This is a genomic window from Aeromonas bivalvium, assembly GCF_046078285.1.
GTDB classification, from domain to species: Bacteria; Pseudomonadota; Gammaproteobacteria; order Enterobacterales; family Aeromonadaceae; genus Aeromonas; species Aeromonas bivalvium.
This window is the reverse complement of the sequence record NZ_JBGXBV010000001.1, coordinates 106386-129595: the sequence shown is the minus strand read 5'-3', so window position 1 is coordinate 129595 and position 23210 is coordinate 106386. Positions and strand designations below refer to the sequence as shown.

The 23210-nt window shown below is 58.9% G+C and carries 21 protein-coding genes; 10 read left to right on the top strand and 11 right to left on the bottom strand.

Going from position 1 to position 23210, the window contains the following annotated elements; translation table 11 throughout:
- The first annotated feature begins 228 nt into the window (after positions 1–228).
- The 4 genes from ACEUCR_RS00520 to ACEUCR_RS00505 are packed head-to-tail and all read left to right on the top strand — an operon-like array spanning position 229 to position 5169.
- The gene (locus tag ACEUCR_RS00520; protein WP_408787462.1) at positions 229–984 is read left to right on the top strand and encodes an acyltransferase; all 756 of its coding nucleotides are present in this window, start codon (positions 229–231) and stop codon (positions 982–984) included.
- A complete protein-coding gene (locus ACEUCR_RS00515; RefSeq protein ID WP_408787460.1) occupies positions 981–2180 on the top strand; it encodes a glycosyltransferase in 1200 nt (399 codons plus the stop codon). The genes ACEUCR_RS00520 and ACEUCR_RS00515 overlap by 4 nt, the downstream gene beginning before the upstream one ends.
- Positions 2177–4711: a hypothetical protein gene (locus ACEUCR_RS00510; protein WP_408787458.1), complete on the top strand. Its 2535-nt coding sequence runs from the start codon at positions 2177–2179 to the stop codon at positions 4709–4711. The genes ACEUCR_RS00515 and ACEUCR_RS00510 overlap by 4 nt, the downstream gene beginning before the upstream one ends.
- A gap of 11 nt (positions 4712–4722) precedes the next feature.
- Complete coding sequence (locus ACEUCR_RS00505) at positions 4723–5169, top strand: hypothetical protein (protein ID WP_408787456.1); 447 nt, start codon at positions 4723–4725, stop codon at positions 5167–5169.
- Positions 5170–5319: 150 nt separating this feature from the next.
- Here ACEUCR_RS00505 and ACEUCR_RS00500 read toward each other — a convergent pair whose 3' ends face one another.
- The gene (locus ACEUCR_RS00500; RefSeq protein ID WP_408787455.1) at positions 5320–5625 is read right to left on the bottom strand and encodes a hypothetical protein; all 306 of its coding nucleotides are present in this window, start codon (positions 5623–5625) and stop codon (positions 5320–5322) included.
- An 87-nt stretch (positions 5626–5712) separates the two neighbouring features.
- Positions 5713–6495: a hypothetical protein gene (locus ACEUCR_RS00495; protein WP_408787454.1), complete on the bottom strand. Its 783-nt coding sequence runs from the start codon at positions 6493–6495 to the stop codon at positions 5713–5715.
- A 147-nt stretch (positions 6496–6642) separates the two neighbouring features.
- Between ACEUCR_RS00495 and ACEUCR_RS00490 the strand changes: the two genes are divergently transcribed.
- On the top strand, positions 6643–7461 hold the full coding sequence (locus ACEUCR_RS00490) for a DUF1194 domain-containing protein (RefSeq protein ID WP_408787453.1): 819 nt from the start codon (positions 6643–6645) through the stop codon (positions 7459–7461).
- A gap of 144 nt (positions 7462–7605) precedes the next feature.
- Here ACEUCR_RS00490 and ACEUCR_RS00485 read toward each other — a convergent pair whose 3' ends face one another.
- From ACEUCR_RS00485 to ACEUCR_RS00475, 3 genes are all read right to left on the bottom strand, one after another.
- The gene (locus ACEUCR_RS00485; protein ID WP_335868785.1) at positions 7606–7893 is read right to left on the bottom strand and encodes a DUF6966 domain-containing protein; all 288 of its coding nucleotides are present in this window, start codon (positions 7891–7893) and stop codon (positions 7606–7608) included.
- A gap of 324 nt (positions 7894–8217) precedes the next feature.
- Positions 8218–9159: a hypothetical protein gene (locus tag ACEUCR_RS00480; protein ID WP_408787452.1), complete on the bottom strand. Its 942-nt coding sequence runs from the start codon at positions 9157–9159 to the stop codon at positions 8218–8220.
- Positions 9160–9523: 364 nt separating this feature from the next.
- On the bottom strand, positions 9524–10939 hold the full coding sequence (locus ACEUCR_RS00475; protein ID WP_408787451.1) for a GumC family protein: 1416 nt from the start codon (positions 10937–10939) through the stop codon (positions 9524–9526).
- Positions 10940–11180: 241 nt separating this feature from the next.
- On the opposite strand from ACEUCR_RS00475, the gene ACEUCR_RS00470 reads away from it, so the two are divergent.
- From ACEUCR_RS00470 to ACEUCR_RS00460, 3 genes are read left to right on the top strand one after another with little or no spacing between them, the layout of a single operon-like run.
- Complete coding sequence (locus ACEUCR_RS00470; protein WP_408787450.1) at positions 11181–12236, top strand: glycosyltransferase; 1056 nt, start codon at positions 11181–11183, stop codon at positions 12234–12236.
- Positions 12237–12267: 31 nt separating this feature from the next.
- Positions 12268–13461 (top strand): glycosyltransferase family 2 protein, encoded by a 1194-nt coding sequence (locus ACEUCR_RS00465; protein WP_408787449.1) that lies wholly within the window; start codon positions 12268–12270, stop codon positions 13459–13461.
- Complete coding sequence (locus tag ACEUCR_RS00460) at positions 13458–14093, top strand: sugar transferase (RefSeq protein WP_408787448.1); 636 nt, start codon at positions 13458–13460, stop codon at positions 14091–14093. The genes ACEUCR_RS00465 and ACEUCR_RS00460 overlap by 4 nt, the downstream gene beginning before the upstream one ends.
- Before the next feature lie 279 nt (positions 14094–14372).
- On the opposite strand, the gene ACEUCR_RS00455 is transcribed toward ACEUCR_RS00460, so the two are convergent.
- The 6 genes from ACEUCR_RS00455 to ACEUCR_RS00430 all read right to left on the bottom strand — a co-directional run bounded on the left by ACEUCR_RS00455 (position 14373) and on the right by ACEUCR_RS00430 (position 20527).
- Positions 14373–15374 carry a glycosyltransferase family 4 protein gene (locus tag ACEUCR_RS00455; protein WP_408787447.1) on the bottom strand — a complete coding sequence of 334 codons (1002 nt, stop codon included), beginning with the start codon at positions 15372–15374 and terminating at the stop codon, positions 14373–14375.
- 81 nt (positions 15375–15455) lie between these two features.
- Positions 15456–16946: a SpoIIE family protein phosphatase gene (locus tag ACEUCR_RS00450; RefSeq protein ID WP_408787446.1), complete on the bottom strand. Its 1491-nt coding sequence runs from the start codon at positions 16944–16946 to the stop codon at positions 15456–15458.
- Between the two features lie 23 nt (positions 16947–16969).
- A complete protein-coding gene (locus ACEUCR_RS00445) occupies positions 16970–17638 on the bottom strand; it encodes a P-loop NTPase family protein (RefSeq protein WP_408787445.1) in 669 nt (222 codons plus the stop codon).
- A 1-nt stretch (position 17639) separates the two neighbouring features.
- Positions 17640–19745 carry an SLBB domain-containing protein gene (locus ACEUCR_RS00440; RefSeq protein WP_408787444.1) on the bottom strand — a complete coding sequence of 702 codons (2106 nt, stop codon included), beginning with the start codon at positions 19743–19745 and terminating at the stop codon, positions 17640–17642.
- A gap of 18 nt (positions 19746–19763) precedes the next feature.
- Positions 19764–20180, bottom strand: a complete 417-nt coding sequence (locus ACEUCR_RS00435) for a ferredoxin reductase domain-containing protein (RefSeq protein WP_408787443.1) — start codon at positions 20178–20180, stop codon at positions 19764–19766.
- Complete coding sequence (locus tag ACEUCR_RS00430; RefSeq protein ID WP_408787442.1) at positions 20177–20527, bottom strand: STAS domain-containing protein; 351 nt, start codon at positions 20525–20527, stop codon at positions 20177–20179. Before ACEUCR_RS00430 ends, ACEUCR_RS00435 begins: the two co-directional genes overlap by 4 nt.
- Before the next feature lie 338 nt (positions 20528–20865).
- Between ACEUCR_RS00430 and ACEUCR_RS00425 the strand changes: the two genes are divergently transcribed.
- A complete protein-coding gene (locus ACEUCR_RS00425) occupies positions 20866–21357 on the top strand; it encodes a molybdopterin-dependent oxidoreductase (protein WP_139494259.1) in 492 nt (163 codons plus the stop codon).
- Between the two features lie 8 nt (positions 21358–21365).
- Positions 21366–23189 carry an ATP-binding protein gene (locus ACEUCR_RS00420; RefSeq protein WP_408787441.1) on the top strand — a complete coding sequence of 608 codons (1824 nt, stop codon included), beginning with the start codon at positions 21366–21368 and terminating at the stop codon, positions 23187–23189.
- Positions 23190–23210 lie beyond the last annotated feature (21 nt).

Below are 23210 nucleotides of genomic sequence, written 5' to 3'. Positions count from 1 at the left end.
TCCCGCCCTGAAGCGATAGCCCCTCTGTGCGGCTTAACCGGCCTGAACAAGCCCAGAATGAGACTGGCATTTGCGTTTTGCACAACGCTGGCTGCAAATTGCACCGACCGGCGCAATCTGGCCCTCCTCTTAGCCCCATTTGGCCTGATCCCGCTGGGGTCGTCCTGTTGGCCCGATCCCTGCTTTCTGCTTAGCGAGCAACGGACTGCACCAGAGGGAGAGGTCGCCATGAACACCATCAACCTTCACCGGATGAAAAGCTGGGCCAAACAGGGGGAGACGCCACTGGCCCGCTGGGTATGGCAACTGGCCAAAAGTGCCCGCCACTGGTCATTCCCCGTGATCCCTCCCCTGCATCGGCTGCTTTATCGACTCTATCTGCTGGGCAGCAACGCTCTGGCGACCCTGACCCGCACCCTCTGGTGGACCCCCTTGTTTCAATCTCGCCTGACGGCGCCCGCCCCGCGCCTCTACCTCTATGGCGGCATCCCCTATATCAGCGGCCCGGTCACCATCGAGATTGGCGCCGACTGCCGGCTCAGCGCCGCCATGACCATTAGCGGCCGGGCATCGAGCCAAGCGCCACGGCTGGTGATCGGCCGTAATGTCGGCATTGGTTGGCAGAGCACCCTGGCGGTGGGCAGCAAGATAGTGCTGGGGGATAACGTCAGGATTGCAGGGCGCGCCTTTCTGGCGGGCTACCCGGGGCATCCCGTCAATGCCCGCGATCGCGCCCGGGGCCTGCCGGATCTCGATGAGCAGGTGGGGGCCATTGTGCTGGAGCAGGATGTCTGGCTTGGCACCGGGGTGATGGTGATGGCCGGCGTCACCATAGGCGCGGGCACCATTGTCGCCGCAGGCAGTGTCGTCACCCGGGATCTGCCCGCCGGCGTGCTGGCAGCGGGTGTACCTGCCACCGTACTGCGCCCCTTGCAACCACAGGATCACAGCGACCCCGCACACGCTTCGGAGACCTTTGCATGAAACCACACTCACTGCCGCAACTGGTGGTATTGGGAGAGGATTGGGGCCAGCACCCCTCCAGCACCCAGCACCTGATCAAGCGTCTGTTGCCCGATTATCAAGTGCTCTGGGTCAACTCCATCGGCATGCGCTGCCCCCGCTTTACCCTTCATGATCTCACCCGCATCGTCCGCAAACTGGGGGCGGTGCTGCGCGGCGCGCGCCATTCTGGCGGCCTGTCGGTTGCGCCATCCGAAGCCAGCAGCCCCCGGGTACTGCCGCCGCTCGCCTTGCCGCTGCCGGGCAGTCGGCTGGCAGGCAAGATCAATGGCCACTGGCTGGCGGCGCAGATCCGGCGTCAGCTGCCCGAGCTGGATCGCCCCTTGCTCTGGATCTCCCTGCCCAGCGCCGTCGATCTGATTGGCAAGCTCGAAGAACGGGCGGTCATCTACTACTGCGGCGATGACTTCTCGGCGCTGGCAGGGGTGGATCATCAGGCCATCGCTCACTGTGAAGCCCGACTGGTGGAAAAAGCCGATCTCATTCTGGCCGCCAGCCCCGCGCTGGCCAGCCGCTTTCCCCCCCATAAAACCCGGCTTCTCAGCCACGGCGTGGATCTCGAGCTGTTTATGTCCCCCAGAGAGCGGCCGGCGGATCTCCCCTCCGGCCGCCCTATCGCCGGATTTTACGGCAGCCTGAGCGACTGGATTGATATCCCCCTGCTGGCAGAGACGGCGGCCGCCCTGCCCCACTGGGATCTGGTGCTGATTGGCCCGGTCCAGACCGATATCTCCCCCCTCAAGGGGATCCCCAATATCCATCTGCTGGGGCCCCGTCCCCACCACACCCTGGCGGCCTATGCCCAGCACTGGCAGGTGAGTCTGCTGCCCTTTGTCGACAACGCCCAGATCCGCGCCTGCAATCCATTGAAATTGCGCGAGTATCTGGCCGCAGGACGACCCATCGTCAGCACCGATTTTCCGGCGCTCGATGGCTATCGGGATCAGATCCAGCTCCCCCGCAGTGGGGAGAGCCTGGCCGAAGCCATCAATCGGGCCGCCTTTGATCAACTCAATCCGGGTTGGTTTCAAGAGTGTGGCTGGGAGGAGCTCACCCGCAACGAAGGGCGCCACACTCGCCAGCAGCAGGTGGCCCTTCAGAGCTGGGATCACAGAGCTGCCGAGCTGAGCAACTGGTTGAAGGGGCTGCCCGGATGAGCAGAGGGCTCTGGTTGGTTATCCTGCTCTGCTGCCATGCAGCAATGGCCGCCACCCGGCTGGAGGGGCCACTCCCGCTGCCCCTTGCAGGCAAGCAGACACCCCAGCGGCTCGATCTGAGCACCCACAACTGGCCAATAGGCAGCGATGATGAACTGGTGATCGAGGGCCATAACCCCAGCGCCCGCCCGCAAACCCTGATCCTGCGTATCGACGATAAGGCCTCGGTCAACTACCGCAGCCGGGTCAATCTGGAGCGGATTGTCGCCCCCGGCCCCTTCACCCAGCGCTTTGCCTTGAGTGAGTGGCGCACCAGCCAACCCAGAGCGCTGGCGCTGGACAAGCTCACCAAGCTCTATCTTTTTATGGCCGATAACGCCCCCTCAATGACCATTCACCGTTGGTACTGGGAGCCCGGTCTGACTCTGCCTGAGGGCACCATTGCGCTGGATCTGGGGGCGGCCGCCGCGCCCCGCTTTACCGGCTTTGAGCCCATGAGCCCGGGGGATCCCCGGCTGATTGGCCACCCCACCCCCATCTTGCGCCCCTCCGGCGATGCCCTTGTGCGCGATGGGCTGCGCAATCTGGACGGGGTGCGGCTGGACCTAGCCAAGGGGCGCTACCAGCTCACCCTCTGGCTGGATGACCCCGGTGAATGGGAGTATCTGCCCCACCCCTTCGAGCGCAGCGTGCTGGTCAATGGCGAGCCCATCTGGGCCGAGCAGTGGCAACCGCAGGAGTGGTTAACGCAGCGCTATCTGGCGGGACAATCTCGCGAGGCACTGCCAAATCCGGATCCCTGGCAGCTGTTCGGGGCACGACAGGGCGGCCCCGTTCATGTCACCCTGAACCACCCCGGCGGCCCGCTCACTATCACACTGGTAGGTCACTCACCGGATGCCAAATACCTGGCAGGGCTGCTGCTTGCCCCCTATCCGGCCCCCACCAGCAAACAGGCTCTCCCGAATAGTGGAAAAGATCTCGCCGTATTGGCCGACGCTACCGCAATCGTACTGACCAAGCAGCGCCAGCTGTTTTTGGAAAAGTGGACTCTGGCCCCCTATTCCCCAGCCCCAGCTTCGCAGCAGCTCAGCCTCACACCGATTGCGGATGCCGCCCCCACCCTGCAGATCGCCCCTGCATCTACGGCCGATGCGCAGCAGCAGACCTCCCAACCCGTGCTGGCTGCCCGTGGCAGCCAGCTACTGCTGGAGTTTGCCATCCACGCCGCCACCGACGATCCGGCCCCCTTGCTGGTGATCCAGCCCCCCGAGCAGGCAGGATCGCCGCTGGCGCTGACCCCCTATTACGGCAAGTGGCATCTGGTTCGCCCGCAGGCGAGCGGCACCCTGCTGGCCCCCTCGGATCAGGAGCTGGTCGAGGGGATCGCCGGGCTCACCCTGCTGGCAGACGAACCTCGGCGTCTGGTGCTGCAGATCACAGTCCCACGCGATGCGCCTGCCGGTCGCTATCTGGGCAATATTCAGCTGCTGAGCCAGCAGCAACTGGTGCAGTTGCCACTGACTATCGAGGTGCTGCCGCTGACCCTGCCCGCGGCCAGCAAGCCGGTCGGCATCTATGTCGAAGCGCCCCCCTATCTGAATTGGTTGAGCCCCAACCCCGAGGCGCTAAAGCAGCAGATCGCCGAGGCCAGTCGCTGCGATCTGCTGCGGCTTGCCAAGCTCGGGATCAGCGGCCTCTCGCCCGCCCTGCCACAAGATGAGGCGGGGATGCGAGAGAGCATGGGAGAGGCGGTGGGGCTCGGCTTTGTGCCCCCCCTGCTGGCCTATACCCCGCTCAAACGCTGGGGGGGCGACCCTGCCAGCCAGCTGGATCAATGGCAGGCGCGGCAACAGGCGTTGACTGCCAGCGGCTTGCCCCCGCTGGCATGGAGCCTGTTTGATGAGCCGGATCTCGCCACCCTGCCCGCCATCACCACCCTGGCGCGGGAGATGAAACGGCGGGATCCGGCGGTGATCCGCGCGGGCCACTTCAACCATCCGGGTCAGGTTGGCCTGTTGGCAGAGGTGGAGATTGCCCTGATCAACGCAGGCTTTGGCGCCGACAAGGCCGATGTGGCGCGGGTGCGCCAGCACAAGGTCAGCCCCTGGTTTTACAATCTGGGCACCCCGAGAGCCGCCGGTTTTTATCTGTGGCAAAGCGGCGCTGAGGGCTATTTGCAGTGGCATGGCCGCATGCCCACCGCCCTGCCCTACGACCCTACCGACGGACGGGAGAGCGACTTTATGCTGCTAGGCCCGCAAGCTTGCGAGGCGCACCGCCTCTCCCACGATCTGCTGCTGCTGCAGCAAGCCATCGAGGATCTGCGCTGGCTCGCCTGGCTGGAGCAGGAGGCCCGCTATCAGGTGGATGCCGCCCTGCTGCTGGAGCGCCTGCGAGAGCAGCTGCCGACCCGCTGGCAGGTGGCAGAGCAACTGCCCTCTGCCGCCTGGATCCAGTGGCGCCGCGAGATTGAACAACTGGCCAAGCGATTGAAAACATTGCAAACTGGTGCCAACTCCTCCTCCTGAAGTGACTGCATATGGCCAACCAGACTCCCCGCTCCACAGCCAAAGACAGCGCCCTGCGCCGCCTGTTGCCCTTTATGCTGCCGCTGCTGATCCTCACCGCTTGCGCCCGTCAGGAGCCGGTCAATGATACCCTGCCGATCCTCAACCAGTTGCGGGATCAGCAGCTGGCGGAACAGCCCCAGCTGCAACTGCAGTACCAGCAAGAGGAGACGCAACTTGCGGCCGATCAGGAGCAGCAGCTGCATCAGTTTTTGGGACGCAAGGATCCGGCCCGGATTGCGCTGATAAGCGGCCCCGGGCTGCAAACAGACATGCTGGAGAGTGCGCGGATGGCGAGCGTACGGCTGACGGCCCTCACCCGCTTGCTGGGGTCTCGCGCCATTGAGCTGGAGCCCCGCTATGACCCCATGCTGGCCCCCAATACCTTGCTGATCCGCATTCTGCCAAACGGTGAATAGGGGTCGGTCACGCCAACGGCGGCGCAATAAGGCCGAGGCAGGTGGTCGGCAAGGCCACCCGATAGAGGGGGTAAGGGGCCAGCCCCCACAATTTGCGCCAACCCTGGGTGAGACGGTAAGAAAGCAGCGGCGGGCTCTGATGCAGCTCGCCTAAAACATCACATCCTGACTCATCCTCGCACCCGCCAGCGTCACTGACATCGCCTCACTATCCGGCGCTACCAGCATGGCCTGCAGCGTTCCGTCACAGCGGGGATGGGCCAGCTGATAGCTGACATAGGTGCCACCCAATACCGGCGTGGCCAGTCGCAAGCGCCATCCCAATTGGGCCAGCTCCATCAGCATGGGCTTGGCCCCTTCATTGACCGCCCGGTTCTGATAACGCCAGCCCATAGCGGCTGCACTGAGCAGCGCCACCAGCAACAGCAGCAGATATCCCCTAGATAGATGCATCACGGCGCCCCCTTAGAAACAGGATGGTCATCATCAGCAGCATCATATTGACCACCCGGCTCTGATAACGCCACCAGCAGCAGATATCTCCTAGAGAGTTGCATCACGGCGCCCCCGGATAAACAGGATGGTCATCACCAGCAACATGATTGCCCACTGGTAGAGCTGGGCCAGCGAGCCGGTGTGCAGCCAGCCGTACCAGTGCAGATCCAGACTCATCAGCACCAGCCGTAGCTGATTGGCCCCGATATAGAGCAGACAGACCAGCAGCAACATGGGCCACTGCCGGTAGAGGGAGCGCTCCGGCGCCAGCCAGCAGCAGGAGACCAGCCAGGAAAGCACCACCAGATAGAGTTGAGAAAACGAGGAGCACCCCTTTAGCACGATGAGGGCATGCCCACCCAACCGCTCGATGCGATTGCCATCAAGGCGAGTCTCCCAGCCCAGCAGTTGCAACCACTGGCCCACCCCCCAGGCATCGAGCGCCAGCACAGGGCCGGAGAGCAATGCAAATACCTGCTGCCCCCACAACACCGCCACGGTAAAGGCGAGCACAATCTGCAGCACCGCCCGCTCGTCGCTACTCTGGTGATCGCCACTATGACGGCGCCGCCACAGCGAGGCCAGCAGCAGCAGAGTGGCCAGCGCCTTGCAACTGGCGCTGGGGATCAGGATCAGCAGGATAAACAGGGCGAGCGCCAGCGGATGCGGGCGCCAGCTTGGCGCAACCCGCAATGCAATTTGCCACCAGATAGCAATCAACAACACCACCAGCAGGTTGAAGTGACCCATATTGAGCCACATCATCCCCCATTGATTGGCCAAGCCAAGCAACAGCCAGTTGGGTGCCCACTGCCAAGGACGGATCTCCATCGCAACTCCTGTCGGTTATCAGCGCTTTTGACCGCTGTCGCAAGTTCCATGCCTCTCCTGCCTCGACTAGCACAAACCATGTCGCAAAGCTGGCACGCTTTATTCATTCCTCCTGCTGGCACTACAGCCAGGGAGAAGGAGTGAGCAATGAAACTCAAACCGTTGGCAGGGCTACTGGGGATGTTGTTGGTAACCTCCCCCGCATACGCCTTGACCGAAGTCGATACCGAACTGCAACTGCTGATGGATGTATCGGGCAGCGTCAGTTCATCGGAATTCAATTTGCAGTTACAGGGCTATGTGGACGTCTTTTACAGCCAGGATGTACAAAGTGCCATCCTCGATACCAGCGACGGCAAGCTGGGGTCCATCGCCGTACAGATGGTGATGTGGAGCGGAGCAACCCAGCAATCGGTCATGACCGACTGGTTTCACCTCTATGACATGACCTCCATCAACAACTTCGCCGCCACCCTGGATGCCCTGGTACGCCCCTATGCGGGGATGACGGCCCCCGGTTCGGCCATGGCCTTTGGTGGCTTGCAGTTTGATACCAACGACTTCACCGCCGCCCGCCAGGTGATGGATGTGTCGGGTGACGGGATCCAGAACGCAGGGCTGGATACCGCCACCGTACGGGATCAACTGCTCGCCTCCGGCATCGATACCATCAACGGCATCACCATAGGTCAGGACTATGCCGATGGGGTGCTGCAGGATTGGTATCTCAACAACATCGCCGGCGGCGAGGATGCGTTCGTCATCAACGCCACCACCTTCGCCGACTTCGGCAGTGCGCTGGAGCTCAAACTGGCGGCCGAAATTGAAGGGGGCATTATTCCGGAAGGGGCACTGGCCGCCCAGCTGCTGCTCGGTATGCCGCTACTGCTGGCCTGGCGCTATCAACGCCGAACTCAAAGCCGTCCGCAGCAAGCCAACTGGCAACAATCGCCAGCTATCGGCTAGTTAATCACCCCGTGTGTTGCGATTAGGGAGCTATGGCTCCCTGATTTTTTTGTGGCGGCGATGACCTGAATGCTCGATTTAACCATCAGGCAGCAATGCCGAATACAAGCGAATATACCGGCCATGCTGAATTGGAATTAGGTATTATTTTGCCTGTATCTCATCATTGTACAGCTCCTTAGCAAGCGACCAGATTTCACCAAGTATTTCTTGTAACATTCTGTTCGCTTTATCTACGGCAAAGTCTTGCACCTCATGTCCGTTAATAGGATGAATAACGAGATCATTTATGCTTCCCATACCACCGAAGGCTGAAAGTAAATGCTCAATACCTAGAAAATCCCGTTTCTCTATGAGTGCAGCATCATTAGCAAGCCATGCGCTCCAATGTTTTTCTTTTACAGATTGAAGCAACTCGATAGCTTCATTCATGCATTTCAACAGTTTTACTATATCAGGATGCATAAACACCTAATGCTTGAATTAACCCATCGCTGGGCAGTAGGTTCGATTAGCGAAGCGTAATCGGACGTTCGCGGCCTTTCTGTAATATGTTTATTTAACTCGCCAAAACCCTTCCATCTTGCCACTTCTCCGGCCCCAAACTCACTCTCGAACTGGCAACGGTCGTTACGTTATTGCCATATTGATGTGGAGTGTCACCGCGAGCGTCCGATTACGCCTGCCGGCTAATCGAACCTACGAGATTAAGAAACTTATACGCCGCGTTCACGGCTTGTCCGATACAACGCTTTGTTATGCATTTTTTGTCTTACTTAGTATGTCCACGGTAGACTTTCCAGCCCTCTCAAATATTTCCAATGCTTTTTCCAAAACACTAGCATCCAGCGTGTTGGCTTCATGCTTACTAAAGGCGTTTGTTCCAGTGATATTCCAATGCTCAAATGCCTCTTTAACCTCAGACCAATCCGCCGTAGAACCATAAGATTCAAGATAAAATTTACCAAAGTTGATTGCATGACGTCTATCGGCATTTTTGAGAGACTCCTGCATATATGAACTGCTGAACATATAGGAATATTTAGCAACAGCCAGCAACAGACCAACCGCAACAAGACCTTTAAAAAAGGTAAATACAAGGAACGGCCAAGACATATCTTTTAGATCAGCAAGATTCGTTCTAAAAGTAATTAAAACAAATAAAGCAAAGCCAACTAATAAAGCGCCAGCTCCAATGCCGCTCCATATTTTTGATATGGTATGAAACTTAGTTTCTTTATTACTCAATGCTTCGAGTGCATCTGAAACATAGTCTCTAGATGTTTGCTCAAGCTTCTTCCTACTTTCTTCCGTTAAGCGTTCTTTTTCCTGTTTAAGCTCTATTTCGGCACGTTTCAATTCGGATTCACGTTGAGCAAATTCATTTTCTAGTTTATTTCTGAGTTCTATTGCTTCAGATTCTCGTAAGTGGAAATATTTTTCAAATTCCTTCTGGCGCTCCAGTAGTTTTTTCTCGCGATCAACAAAAAACTGTTCTCTTTCCTCTATCTCTCGCCTAAGCTCTCTTTCATTTGCAATTTGTTCTTCTTTTAATTTTGACCGATAAGCATCAAGCTCGCGTTCTTGTTGTTGTATTATTTCTCTATATTTTGAGAGCTCACGTTCACGAGCGTTTAAATACTCATTTTCATTTTTTACTTCTTCGCGTCTTCTAGATTCTTCCATTCTATCTTGCATGAGCTCTACTCTTAATATTGCATAACAATAATTAGATGGACAGTACTAGTAATGTGTTAGTAGCGCCTTCCATCTCACTCAGCCCTACCACTCATCATTACAAGCAATAAAATCACTTTAAAATAGCGCAACTACCAACCAGCTTCTGATTTATAAGTTTATTATCAATAACTTATTGTTGGCTCCACTTGTACCACTGAGTAAAACTACCGTCAAGAAACGCAAACAGAAAATGAAGCCTATTTCCTCTTTTATTGGCTTACTACGATTTTAACTCCCTCATCTGCACAATATAAAAAAGGCCTTATCAAAAGGCCTTTTCATAAATATCCAGATTCCGGCTAGCAGCCCGTTTTTACGGCAATCACCCCGGTTCCGGTGACAGGGGCAGCACCTGCCCATCCAGCGCCTGATCACTGTGGGATGGATAGTCCGGCACCGGCTCGCAGTAGGGAATGCGGCTTAGCACCGGTGCCTTGACCAGGGCGGCCAGCTGATCGGAGCGGCGCAAGCTGGCATCCGCCAGTTCGGCCACCAGCGCCAGACCGCAGCCGAGCCCCAGTCCGCCAACAATGCCCGCCAGCAGAAACAGCCAGAGCGGGTAGTTGCTCGGCTTGCTGGGGGCAAAGGGTTTGTCGATCACCTTGATCCGCTCCCCCTGCTCAAAGTTACCCAGATCGCCGGTCACCTTGGCCTTCTCATAACGCAGCAGCAAGTCCTGATAGAGGGTGCGTTTGACCGCCAGATCCCGCTCCAGCTCGGCGAGCTGGCGCTCGGTATCGCCCTGAGAGTCGACCACCTTGTCCAGCCCATCCAGCTGGCTCTTCAGGCCGGCGGCGTTTTGCTCCGCCTCCGTCAGCTGCGTCTGGGCCAACTGCCACTCGGGCCCGCGGGCCATATCCGGCTGGGATTTGAGCTGCTCAAACTCCTGCTGCAACTGGTCAATCTGATAGCGCAGACTCTGCACCTTGCTGTGCTCGTCGCTGTAGCGGGCCCGCAGCAACACCAGCTCGGTGCGCATCAGTTGCAGCTTCTCATCCAGTTGGCGGGCCAGCTGGCTCTCCTGACCCTGTGATAGCTGATCGAGCCGAGCCTTGGCCTGCTGCAAGGCGATCAGGCTCTCGGCATAACGCTCCTTCAAGCCATAGAGACGGGCGACGTTGGTACTCTGCTGCTGGGGCAAGGCACTGGCATGCGCCCGTTTAAAATCGGCGAGCAACTGCTCGGCCCCTTGCAGTTCGCTGCGGCGGCTATCGAGCTGGGTTTGCAGGAAACGTTCGGACGATTCCGCCGACTGGCGCCCCTTGCTGAGCAGGTTGAAGAAGAAGCGCCGCGAAATGGCTTCGAGCAAACCGGCGCTGTTGGCCGCCGAATCCGCCTTGACCTTTATCTCGATCACCTCATCGCCGATCAGCCGCAGGGAGACGGCACCTGAGAGCCAGTCCATGATGGCATCGCGCTTCGCCGGAGGAGTCTCGTCATTGACCAGACCACGATCCCTCGCCACTCCATCCAGCACATAGCGGCTGCGCAGCAGGGCTTCGAGCACCGCAAAGCGATCTTTCAGGCTCTCCTGAGTGATCAGATCCTTGAGGGTCGGGGTCTGGTTGGCATCTTGCGGCACCATAAAGGTGGTGCGGCTCTCATACTCCTTGGGAGTGAGCAGGCCGACTGTGATGCCCACCAGCGGCATCACCAGCAGCGGGATCACCAGCAGATAGCGACGGCGCCAGGCGGCGAAGAGAATGATGTAGAGGTTGTAATAGAACTGGACAGGCATGGCATCACTCCCTGAGAAAGGCCCTCCCCTTGTACGATGCAAAGGCAGTGCCACCAGAGGAGCTGAATGTCTCTGTGGGCCGATCGCAAGAGTGGTACAAGATTCGCATTCTCCCGTTATCCAGGGTGTCACCCCTTCCCTTGCCGGAGCGCGAACCATGTTGTCATCAACCCCGTCGCACAGACCCCATCCCCGCAGGAACGCCAGCGCCCAGCCCGTCGTTCAACCAGTTGTTCAAGTCGTGCAGCACCTGCAGCCCGGCGGGCTGGAGACCATGGTGCTCAACCTCACTCAGGCGAGCCCCGCCGATCAGCCGGTGCATATCATCTCACTCGAAGGGCGCAAAGCGGATGTGCTAAGGGCATGGCCCGCCCTGCATCCCTTCGCTGGCCACATTCACTGCCTTGAAAAGCCCGCGGGCTGGTCGCTGACGACCCTCTGGCGGCTCACCCGGCTGCTGCGCCAACTCAAGCCCGCTGCGGTACATACCCACCATCTGGGGCCCATGCTCTATGGCGGCCTCGCCAGTCGGCTGGCCCGGGTGCCCACCCTGGTACACACAGAGCACGATGCCTGGTATCTCGATGATCCCCATCAGCGCACGCTGGCCCTGTGGGGGCTGCGCGCCTTCAAACCCATTCTGGTAGCCGATGCCACGCCGGTAGCCAACCAGCTGCTGGCCAAGCTGGGCCAGCTGTCGCCAACCGTGATCCCCAACGGCATCGATGAGCTGCGCTTTGCCCCGGGCGCCGCCGCCCTCGCCCGTCAGGAGATGGGGCTGCCGCAAGGGGTCAAGTTGATTGGCTGCGCCGCCCGCCTTGAGTCGGTCAAGGGGCATACCTTGCTGCTGGAGGCAGTCCGCGCCCTGCCGGAGGAGGTGCATCTTGCGTTGGCAGGGGTCGGCAGTTTGCAAAATGCGTTGCAACAACAGTGTCAGCAACTGGGGATCGCCCATCGGGTCCATTTTCTGGGGCTGGTCGAAAACATGCCGCGCTTCTATCAGGGGCTGGATCTCTTCTGCCTCCCCTCGCTGGCGGAGGGGATGCCGCTCTGCGTGCTGGAAGCACAGGCCTGCGGTGTGCCGGTGGTGATGAGCGATGTGGGGGCGGCCAGAGAGATCGTCTGTCAGGCCAGCGGCCATATCCTGTCGGAGCGGGATCCCGGCCGCCTTGCCCAGCTTCTGGCACAAGGGTTGCTGCACTGCCATAGCCTGCGTGCCGTCACCCGAGAGTTTGTGTGCCAGCAAAGCAGCTTGAGCCGGATGGCTCAGGCCTATCAGCAGCTTTACAGCCGTTGATATAACGACCCGATGACCAGAGGAGCATCCCATGGAGTGGATCATGATCGTGTTCTGGCTGTGCGCTGTACTGGTGGTCTACCACCATGTCGGCTATCCCCTGCTGCTCAAATTCGGTGGCCGGCAGGCGCGCAAGGTGGGCAACTCGCCCAGCCCCATGGATCGGGGATTCAAAGCAGAAGCAGGTGATGAGGCGCTGCCGACCATCACCCTGCTGATGCCTGTCTATAACGAGGCGGCGACCATCGCGGCCAAGCTTCAGAACCTGGCCAGCCTCGATTACCCCGCAGACAAGCTGTGGGTGCACGTGCACTTCGACGGCTGCAGCGACAACAGCTACCCCATTGCACTGAGCCAGCTCGGTGATCCCGCCCTGCAGCAGTTGCAGATCAGGCTGTTTGATCACCCCCACAATCGCGGCAAGGTCGCCGTGCTCAACGAGGCCATGACCCGGGTGCACAGCGATCTGGTGGCCCTCACCGATGTTTCTGCCTTGTTGCCCATCGACAGCTTGCTGCTGGCGGTCGCTCATTTTGCCGATCCCAAGGTGGGCGTGGTGGGTGAGGCTTACCGGTTCTGGCAACCTGGCTCCCAGGGCGAAGAGAGTTATTGGCAATATCAAAGCCAGATCAAGCTCTGCGAGTCGGCCCTTGGCGGCATGCTGGGGGCTCACGGGGCGTTTTACATGATGCGCCGGGAGTGCCTCACTCCGCTGGCCGCCGATACCATCAACGACGACTTTATCCTGCCGATGCAGGCCATCGCCAAAGGGTACAAGGCGGTGTATGACAATCGCTGCGCCGCACTGGAGCTGGAGATTTCGGATGCCGCGCTGGAGGCGACAAGGCGCAAGCGGATCGGCGCTGGCAACACCCAGCAGCTGCTGCGGTTGCTGCCCCTGCTGCACCCCAAATTCGGCTGGGTTGCCTTCAACTTTGCCAGTGGCAAGGGGCTGCGGGTGTTGATGCCGCTCTGCCTGATGCTGCTGTGGCTCTGTGCCATCCCGCTGGCCACCCAATCCCTGCTGTTTCAGGTACTGCTGGTGCTGCAACTGCTGGGGTATCTGCTGGTCATCTTGATCCAGCTGACCCCTTTGCACCCCTGGCCCAACCTGTTTCGCAAGATCCACTATCTGGTACTCGGACACTGGTACAACGGCATGGGCACCCTGCGCTACTGCCTGCGCGCCCCCATACGCTTCCTGTCACAGGAGAAAGCAGCATGAGACACCCCATTCCAAAATTGACCCTGGTGGTCAAACGTTGCATGGATCTGCTCGGTGCCACCCTTGGCCTGCTGCTGACGCTGCCGCTGTGGCCGCTGATCATGCTGGCCATCCGCCTCGATAGCCCGGGGCCTGTGTTCTTTCGTCAGCTCCGGATCGGGCGCAGCCACGCCAGCCACACCGAGCTGTTTTTCATGATCAAGTTTCGCACCATGCGCGCCGATGCAGAGGCGGCCACCGGGCCCGTCTGGTGTGGCAAGGGAGACAGCCGGATCACCCGCAGCGGCGACTTCCTGCGCAAAACAAGGCTCGATGAGCTGCCGCAGTTTATCAATGTGCTCAAGGGCGAGATGTCGCTGATCGGCCCCCGTCCGGAGCGACCCGGGATCGCCAACCGGCTGGAAGATGCGGTGCCCTTCTTTATCGAACGCACCTATGAAGTGGCCCCCGGCATTACGGGTCTGGCGCAGGTCAATCAGGGTTACGACGAGTCACTCGATGATGTGCGCAGCAAGCTGGCGTTCGATCTGGCCTACTCGGTCGCCCTGCTCCACCCCTGGCGCTGGCTGGTGCAGGATGTGCATATCATCGGCAAGACGATCGCCATCATGGTTGGCAAGAAGGGGCGCTAATCACGCTGCGCCAGCCTCAGCCACATCTCAGCCCCCATCAGGCCATTGCCACTGCAATGGCCTTTTTTACGGCGCAACCGCGTTGATCACAGAGAAAGCGACGGCGTGCTCACCATCGTGGGGACACTCCATCCGCAGGCCGTGATGTCCGCTTGACCAACCGCAGAAACCTGAGCGCATCATGATCACAGAGGCGATCCGCCCCCTGTCACCCCAACCCGGCACATAAAAAAACGAGTGGCCACTGGCCACTCGTTTTGGCGGGTTTCCCTTGGTGATTCAGGCGCCGTAGACAGCCAGAATATCGGTCACTCTGTGGTTCACGCCATATCCCCTGGCGATGGTTCTGCGAGCCGCCTGACTCATTTTGCTGCGCGCTGTTTCATCGCTGCGCAGCCAGTAGTTGACCAGCTCCGCCATATCCCGCACATGGCCGGGCTCCACCAGCCAGCCATTGGATTTATGATCGATTAGATTGACCAGGCCTCCCACTGCAAAGGTACAGACCGGTATGCCGTGAGCCATCGCCTCCAGGGCCACCAGTGGCAACCCTTCAAAGCGGGAGGTGATGCATAGCAGGTCGATGTTGTGCCACTCATTGGCCATGGTCTGAAAACCGTGAAGCTGCACCCGATCCCCATACTGCTGCCACAAGGCGCTTTTCATGGGGCCATCCCCGTAGAGATGAAACTCCCCGTCCGGACAAAAGGCCGATAACTGGCAGAACGCTTCTGGCCCCTTTTCCGGCGAGAGGCGGCCGACAAAGGCAATCCGGTTGCCTGCCACCGATGCCGGCGTCGCAGGCATGGGCACAAAGTTGCTGATCACCGTGCTCGGCACAGGCAATTTGCGAGCGATGGGCTCGCTTACTGCAATACACTTCGCAAAACGCGCTGTGGTGCGATCCAGCCAGCTGTAAAACTTCAGCAAGCCTTCCCCATCATCCCCGCTGTGAAAGGTCGAGACCACCGACTTTCCGGTGAGCCAGGCCGTCAGGCGCCCCAGCACCCCGGCCTTGTAGCCGTGGGTGTGGAGCAACACAGAGGCGGGCTGGCGGGCCAGACGGCGCATAAAGTCGCGGCTGTTGCGGCATACCTCATACGGCAGACCCTGCTGTTTGAGCAGGACCGTAAAGGGGGTCGTGCCGTGGTTGCTCACCAGTACTACGGTTGGGGACAGCCCTCTTGCCAGCAGATCCTTGGCCAGATGGATGACGTGAACTTCAATTCCACCGACCTGACGCGCATCGATGGCCAACCAGATCTGATGCATGGGTAACATAAGCTCTCTCCTCCCGTGGCACCATGCCACTTGAGACGAAGCGCTGCATAGAGCGGGCCAGTCAGGCGAAGAGGGTAAACATTAAGCTCCGGGACAGGTGACCAGCAAGAGGGTCATGTCATCGAGGGCGGCATCATTGATGCGCTCATCAAACCAGCGGGCGATACGATGAGCCAGTTGCTCAAGACCGGGCCCCGAGGTCAGGCAGAGCTCCTTGAGCTGCGACTCCCAGCGCTGGCGCTCCACGGCATCACGACTATCGAGCAAGCCGTCGGTCCAGAACAACAGGATCTCGCCGGGCTTGAGCTGACGCTCATTGGTCACAAAGTGGGGATCCGGGCGCAAACCGGGCAAGGGGCCGGTCACACCGACCTGACGGATAGAGCCGGGTCCGATTAACCAGGGCGCAGGGTGGCCCGCACTGGCCCACTGCACCCGCCCCTCGTTGCCGAGTTCAATGCAGAGGGTGGTGAGCAGGGTAGCCCCCAGGAGCGGATCACTGTGGACTGCATTGGACAAGATGGTCAGCAAGCGAGCGGGGGCGTGCTCCAGATCTTGCGCCGTCAGCAAGCCGCGCAGATAACCGGCATAGGCATGGGCAAAAAACTTGGCTTCCGCGTCGTGGCCCATCACATCCCCAAGCCATAACACCCGATCTTTGACCAGCAGAAAGTCTCCGCCCCCCACGGTAGCCGCGCGGGTTTGCAGCGCCAGCTGGTATCCCCCTATCGAGGTGGCAGGTAATAACGGGCGCAGCGCCGAGGTCATGCGTTGATCCAGCTGCTCGCCCCATTGTGACTTGAGCTGTATTGAGCGTTGCAGTACCCGCGAAACCGCCAGCAACAAGTCCTGCTTGGTGATGGGTTTGACCAGAAAGTCATCGATACCCAGGGCCCCCGCCCGACTCTGGGTCCACTGATCCTGATGACCGGTCAGGAAGATAAAGGGCACCCCCTGAATATTGGGATCCTTCATCAACTGCTGACGCAGCCCAAAGCCATCGATCCCCTCCATCTCGATATCGGAGAGCACCAGCGCGGGGGGCTGCTTCCCGAGCGCCAGCAGGGCGGCATGGGAGTCGGCATAGCTTTCAACCCGGTAGTGTTCATGGAGATAGGCCGTCAGCAGGGCACGCATCACCTTGTCATCGTCGATCACCGCGATCACCGGCAGTTGATTGACCGGGCCCTGTTGGCGAAGAGTCACGCGATTGTGCTCACCTTCGCGAGAGAAGTGGACCTCGGCAAACAGCTGGTGCACCAATGCCAGCCCGTATCCCCCCTCCTGCAACTCATCGGGTAATGGCGCACTGGCAAGACCGGGTTGCGGGCCGCCATCATCCTCCAGCACCAGACTCAATCCAGCCTCATCTACTTTCAGGGTGAGCCAGAGCTGGGTCGCGGGAGGGGCTGTGTGCTTGACACTATTGGTGGCCAGCTCACTGAAACAGAGCAGCCAGTTGGCTTGATCCTGCGGGGAGACCTGAAACAGGGAGAGCCCCTGTGCAAGCCGGTTGCGCAGTTCGCGCACCGCCTGCAGGGTTGCCGGAGCAGATCGCAACCAGTCATCCATATCGGGCCTCCATCTGTGGGCGATCAGATCCTGAAATTGAGCAAAGCACTGCGCCGGCACCAGCGCTTGAGCCATTCGGTCACCCGGTTGCTGGGCAGCCGGTTGAGTTCGCGCAGGATCTCGCTGGCCAGTCCCGGGTTGAGCTTGTCGTTATAGACAGCACCAACCAGGTTGGCCTCGGCACGTGTCAGTTTATCCACCGCACTTTGCACCACTGTCGCCGGGGTCACCCCGGCCAGCACCACCAACAGTGCCCCCTCACAAGCACCACACACCTGATCGGCCGGAATATTGCCCCGATTGAGGGCGGTGAGCGGCGAAGTATCGAAGATCACCACATCGTAATGTTCCAGCCAGCGAACCAGCAGCTGGCGCAAGGTATCCTTGTTGCGAAAGGCCATCAGATCCTTGCCCGGCGCAGGGAGCAGTGACAAGAAGCGGCTATTGGCCACAGGTTCGGGCACATCATTGGGCCCCCAGGCAACTGCTGGAGCGCGGCCGGGGTGATAGAGATTGAGATCCACCAGCAGGGTGCGCAGTCCATCCGCCTCCGAACGCCTTGCCAGCGCATCGCAGATGGAGCTCACCCCCTCACCCCCTTCTGACGAGGTAACCGCCAGCGAGCGGATCCCCCGGGCAACCGTCGCCGCGTAGAGAGATTCGAGCTCCAGATATTGAATGGGGATGCTCATATCAAAGCGTCCCGACCAGGGCCACCACCGAAATCGTGGTCAGAATATCACGCATGCCATCCATGAAGATGGCCCAGTTGCTGCTCTTGCTGTCAGGGATAAAGACGGTGTCACCTGCGCGCAATACCGGCAACTGGCTAAAGTCGGGCTCTTTGGCAAAGCCATCGAGATCGAAGCTGCGGGCCTGATCCCCCTGACCACTGGTGGCCATGTTGATCACCACAATCTTCTTGATATAGGCGGTGTTGGTCGGACCTCCCGCTTCGGCCAGCAGATCCAGCAGGGTCATGGAGGAGTCAAAGCGGTAGCGGCCGGGGCGGGCTATCGCCCCCAGCACCCGAATGGTGTTCTCCTTGGGCTCATCGAGCCAGGGACGGTTCTTCTCCGGCAGGTATATGGAGTCGCCGGGCAGCACCTTGGGCAACAAGGTTTCATCGCCGGTTTCAAAGTACAGGGCAAGGTCGAGCTTGCTGACCCGCGCCGAACTGCCACTGCGATGGGCAATACGCACATTACGCAGATCCGCCGCCGCAGTCGGGCCATCGGCTGCTGACAGAATGTCGATAAAACCCATCTGCTCGTTGAACGCATAGCGACCGGGTGCCCCGACCTGACCAAAGATGTAGATGGAGCTATCCGGTGACTGGCGCACCCACTGGGACTTGTTGTCACTGGGGTCAGTGGGCAGCTCGGGGATCATGATGGTGAACCCGGCATGGATCTTTGGCAGGCTGGCCAGCGCCCCCCCCTGGTGGAGGAATTTGTCGAGATCAAACAGCTTGGGGGTGGCCTGCCCCCCTTCGGACGTCAGGATCTGCACCTTTGCGATATCGGCCCGCTCGTTGGGGCCACCGGCGTGGGCGATCAGATCCAGCAGCGACATCTCGTCAGACCATTCATAACGGCCCGGGATGCGCACCGCCCCCATCACCATCACCGCCCGTCCGGGCGCCACTTTCAACCAGGACTTCTCGTTGATATCAGTCTTTTCCGGCACAAAGATGGCATCACCGGGTTTGACTTGGGGCAGCGCCTTTTGCATTCCCTCGGTGTAAGCCTGCAGATCGATGGGTTCGATCGTGCCATCGGTGCGCAACAAACGGATCTGGCGACTCTCGGCATAGCGGGTCGGGCCACCGGCATTGGCCAGAATATCGAGGAAGGAGTCTCCTTCCCGCCCCTCATAGGCGCCGGGTTTGAACACCTCGCCCATGATGTAGATGGTGCGCGCCCCCCGTTTTATCTGCTCTTCATCCTTGGGCACGAAGATGGTGGCGCCCGGCTCCAGATTGGGCAGCAGCTCGTTGTTGCCGGAGTCGAGGTAGGCTTTGAGATCGAATAGCTCGGGGGCATCACCATTGATCACCCGGATCCGCTCCACCCCGGCAAAGCGGGTCACCCCACCGGCCCGCATCAGCAGATCCACAATGGAGTTACCACTCTTGAAACTGAAGGCGCCGGGGTTGTTGACCTCCCCAAACACCTTGACCGCCTTGCCGGTATCCCCATCGCCTCCAGCCGCCAGGGTCGCCGCATCAAAATCGATCTGCACGTTGCCGATCAGAGGCGATGCGGGCACGAACACCACATCGAGGGATTGCAACGGCGGCAGGACGTTGGCATCGCCAGTATCGAGATAACGCTTGTAATCGAAGCTCGAGACCGTGCTGCCGCGCCGCACCTGCATATTATTGAGCTGGGCACCGGGCACCAGACCGCCAGCGGCATCGAGGGCCATCTGCACGTTGCCATCGGGTGCCAGATCATAACTGCCGGGTTTTTTGACGTAACCCATCACGCTGATCAGCAGCCGCTTCTCCAGCAAGGTGACGGTCAATTGAGAGAGGTTGTTATAAACAGGTTTGAGGGCGGTGCGGATCAGCTCATCCGCCTGTGGCAGGGTCTTCCCCCCGACTACGACGTTACCGACTTCAGGCAGTGCAATCTCCCCCAGCTTGTTGATCTGGAAAGGCTTATCAAAAGCAGGCTCACCGGGTTGCACTATGGCCAACCGATCACCGGGAGCCAACAAGGTGGAAGCCAGTAACGGGCAGGTGAACAACAGCAAGAGAACACAGATCAATCCTTCGAGCGCGCCCCGTTTCATAGACATCCTTTTCGTCTGTTACGTCTGCCCCCATTGGCGTAAGGGGAGCCCTGTCCAATCAGCACGACAGCCATCCGCTGTTGTCTGTTGCAGCCGCAAACGTACTTGTTGTAGTGATTGTGCCAACACGGTCTGACGCCAGGCTACATCTGCCCAGAGCCGTCCGTGCATATCCCGTTCAATATCAACACGTTGAGATTGTAGTCGTTTCAACTCGGCAGGCATACAGCCTTGCAGGCTCGCTTGCTTTAATTGCGTCAGCTGCAAATCGAGTTCCTTCTGGCGCTCATCATAACGAGACCAGACCCGCCGTTCATCATCATTGACAGGAATACGGGTGGGTCTTGCCTCAGCCATGCCACCATAACCGTCCGGCGGCCATTGCACGCAACCCGACAGGACGATGGAAGAGAACAGGAGACCCCACCGCTTCATGACGCAACTGCCATCATGCCACGGGAGCGCATATAGGCCTTGATGCTCTCATGGCAAGGGACCACCCGGTCGATATGCAACATCTCCAGCAAGTCGTGAGGTTGGCCTGGTCCACAGACAAGCGCCATCTGATGCCCGTTCATAATCAATCTTTTATAGAGAAATACCAAGGCTCCGATACCTGAAGAGTCGATAAAATGGACATCGCTGATATCGGCCAGGACATCTCCGGGATGGGTCGAGAGGGTTTCAAACAACGGGCGGAGCTCACTGACGGCCATCGCGTCAAACTCGTTTTCCAGTACGACAACCTGGGTATCATTAAGGGTGTAAGTCATGCTTTCCATCGCTAGCTCCTTGTCGATTCTAAGACTCTGCGCTGTTACGGCATCCACCACGCTGCAAATGTTATGCCGAGAAGCGCCGCTGCACTTGTTCTCCAAATGATACTCTTTGCGCCTTGTTTACCTACCCCTAAACCTCATTCTTGTTGCAAAATTGCAAATAAATCACGCCAAATGTTGCAAACCGCAACTCACTTTATCCGAGGCAATCAGATAACCGGCTAAAAAGCGGATAATTTGCGATCGTTGCACCGGGCCCGATAATTGCTTGTCTCTGGAAACACCTCGCAAGCCACCGTTGACTCGGCACGCATGCCGCCTTATTCCAGGAAGGAGACATCATGAAAGCAGGCCTTTATATTGCACCGCTGCTGGCAGCCCTTTGTGGCGCAGCACACGCAGCCCCTTCCCCTGACAGCGCCGTGTTGAAGGTTGAAGGCGCCATCAGCAGCCCCACTCATCAGGCTCTGGCCCTGTGGGACAGCGCCATGCTGGATCAACTGCCGGTACACGAAATCAAAACCCATACCCCCTGGTATGACGAAGCCAAGACCTTTCGCGGCCCGCTGCTGCAAGATGTATTGGCTAAGGTCGGGGCAACCGGCAAACAGCTCACCATTACCGCGCTGAATGACTACTCGGTACAGGTGCCGACAAGCGATGCCGAGCAGTATCGGGTCATCCTCGCCCGCACGATCAATGGCAAGCCACTGTCAGTGCGCGACAAAGGGCCGCTATTCCTTGTCTATCCGTTCGATCAATATCCCGAACTGCAAAACAAGCTCTATTACGGTCGGGCTATCTGGCAAATCAGTGCGATAAAAGTGGAGTAAATCTCATCATGCGTTCCATGGCGGCCAGTCAACGTTTCTTGTTTGTGGTGCTCTGTGTGCTGCTCCTGGCCTTTGCCGGTATTGGTACCATCCAGTACCGGCAATTTCAGGATCTGCAACGCAGTACCAGTCAGGGCGAAGACAACGTGATGTGGAACTATTTCCAGCTCTATAACGAAGCACTGCGTTTTCAAAGCTCGCTGCTCCATGAGTCGCAACCGGCGTTTCAACTTAGATACGATATTCTGGTCAGCCGCATGGATCTGGTGCTGGAGAGCAAGGATCGCAGCCTGCTTCAGCAAACAGAGATCTACCAGCAGGCAAGCAAAGCCATTCGCTCCTATGTCTCTCTGGCGGATATCTGGCTCGGCCCGGATGCCACCAAGCCGCTAGACCAGCTTGCCCATCAGGAGCTGCGCCAACAGCTTGCCTCCCTGCTCCCCCAACTGCATCAGCTGACCCTGGAGGTGAACCAGCAGGCGACCCTGTTTGATGTGGCCCGCCGCGATAGCGTAAGAGAGCAGATCATCACGACGACTCTCATCGCGACCCTGCAATTTGCCCTGCTCTTTGTGCTCGCCCTGCTAATCTGGCGGCAAATGAACATCTCGTTTCTGCAGCACAAACTGATGCAGCAACTCAATGACAAACTGTTGCGAGCAAATCAGGCGGCAGAGGCTGGCACAAGAGCCAAAAGCAGCTTTTTGGCCAACATGAGCCATGAAATTCGCACCCCCATGAATGGCATTCTCGGCATGCTCTCACTGCTGGCCGACCGGGATATGGCTCCTCGGGAGCGAGACTACCTGGAGACTGCGCGTGAATCGGCAAACCACCTGCTCGGTCTGCTCAACGACATTCTGGATGTATCCAAGCTGGAAGAGGGCAAGATCGCGCTGCAACTGGCCCCCCATCACTTGCCCCAGCTGCTGGAGGATATCCAGGCCCTGATGCAGAGCAACTGCGATGCAAAAGGGATCAAACTGACCCTGACCATTGATCCCGATACGCCGGAGTGGTTGATGATCGACCCGCTGAGAGTACGCCAGATCCTCTTCAATCTGGTGAGCAACGCCATCAAGTTCACTCATCAGGGGGAGGTGAACATTCACGTTGATAGCACTCTGTTGGAGCAGGAACGCCACTCGGTACGGATCTCGATTCAAGACACGGGGATCGGCATGAGCAAAAATCAGCTGAAGAACCTGTTTCAACGTTTCGCCCAGGCGGATGTGTCTATCACCCGCCAATATGGTGGATCGGGCCTGGGACTTGAAATCTCTCGTAACCTCGCACGCCTGATGGGCGGTGATATCTCGGTAGAGAGCAGCGAGGGACATGGCAGTACCTTTACCTACATCTGGCCCGCCAGAGCCACGACCCCCTCGATTGTTTGCCTGCCGTCCAAGCCGCTGGATCAGGAGAGCTATCGCATCTTGCTGGTTGATGACAATGCCACCAACCGCAAGGTGATTGGCGCCATGCTCGACTCCGTGGGCCATCAGGTCACACTGGCCGTTCAGGGAGAAGAGGCGCTGGAGGAACTGGGTCACACCGAATTTGATCTGGTGTTGATGGATGTCCAGATGCCAGTGATGGATGGTCTGGTGGCCACCACCCGGATCCGCACCTCTCAGACGCCTTGGGCACATATTCCCATCATCGCACTGACGGCTGATGCGATGCCTGAATCCAAGCAATACTATCTCTCCCATGGCATGAATGGATATATCACCAAACCGATCAATAAAAAGACCCTGCTCAACGAGATCAACAAGCATATTTCACGGGATGCACACACCCCCGATGCCATTGCTCAGGGTCACAGCTAGATGGCAAGACCCAGCGCAATC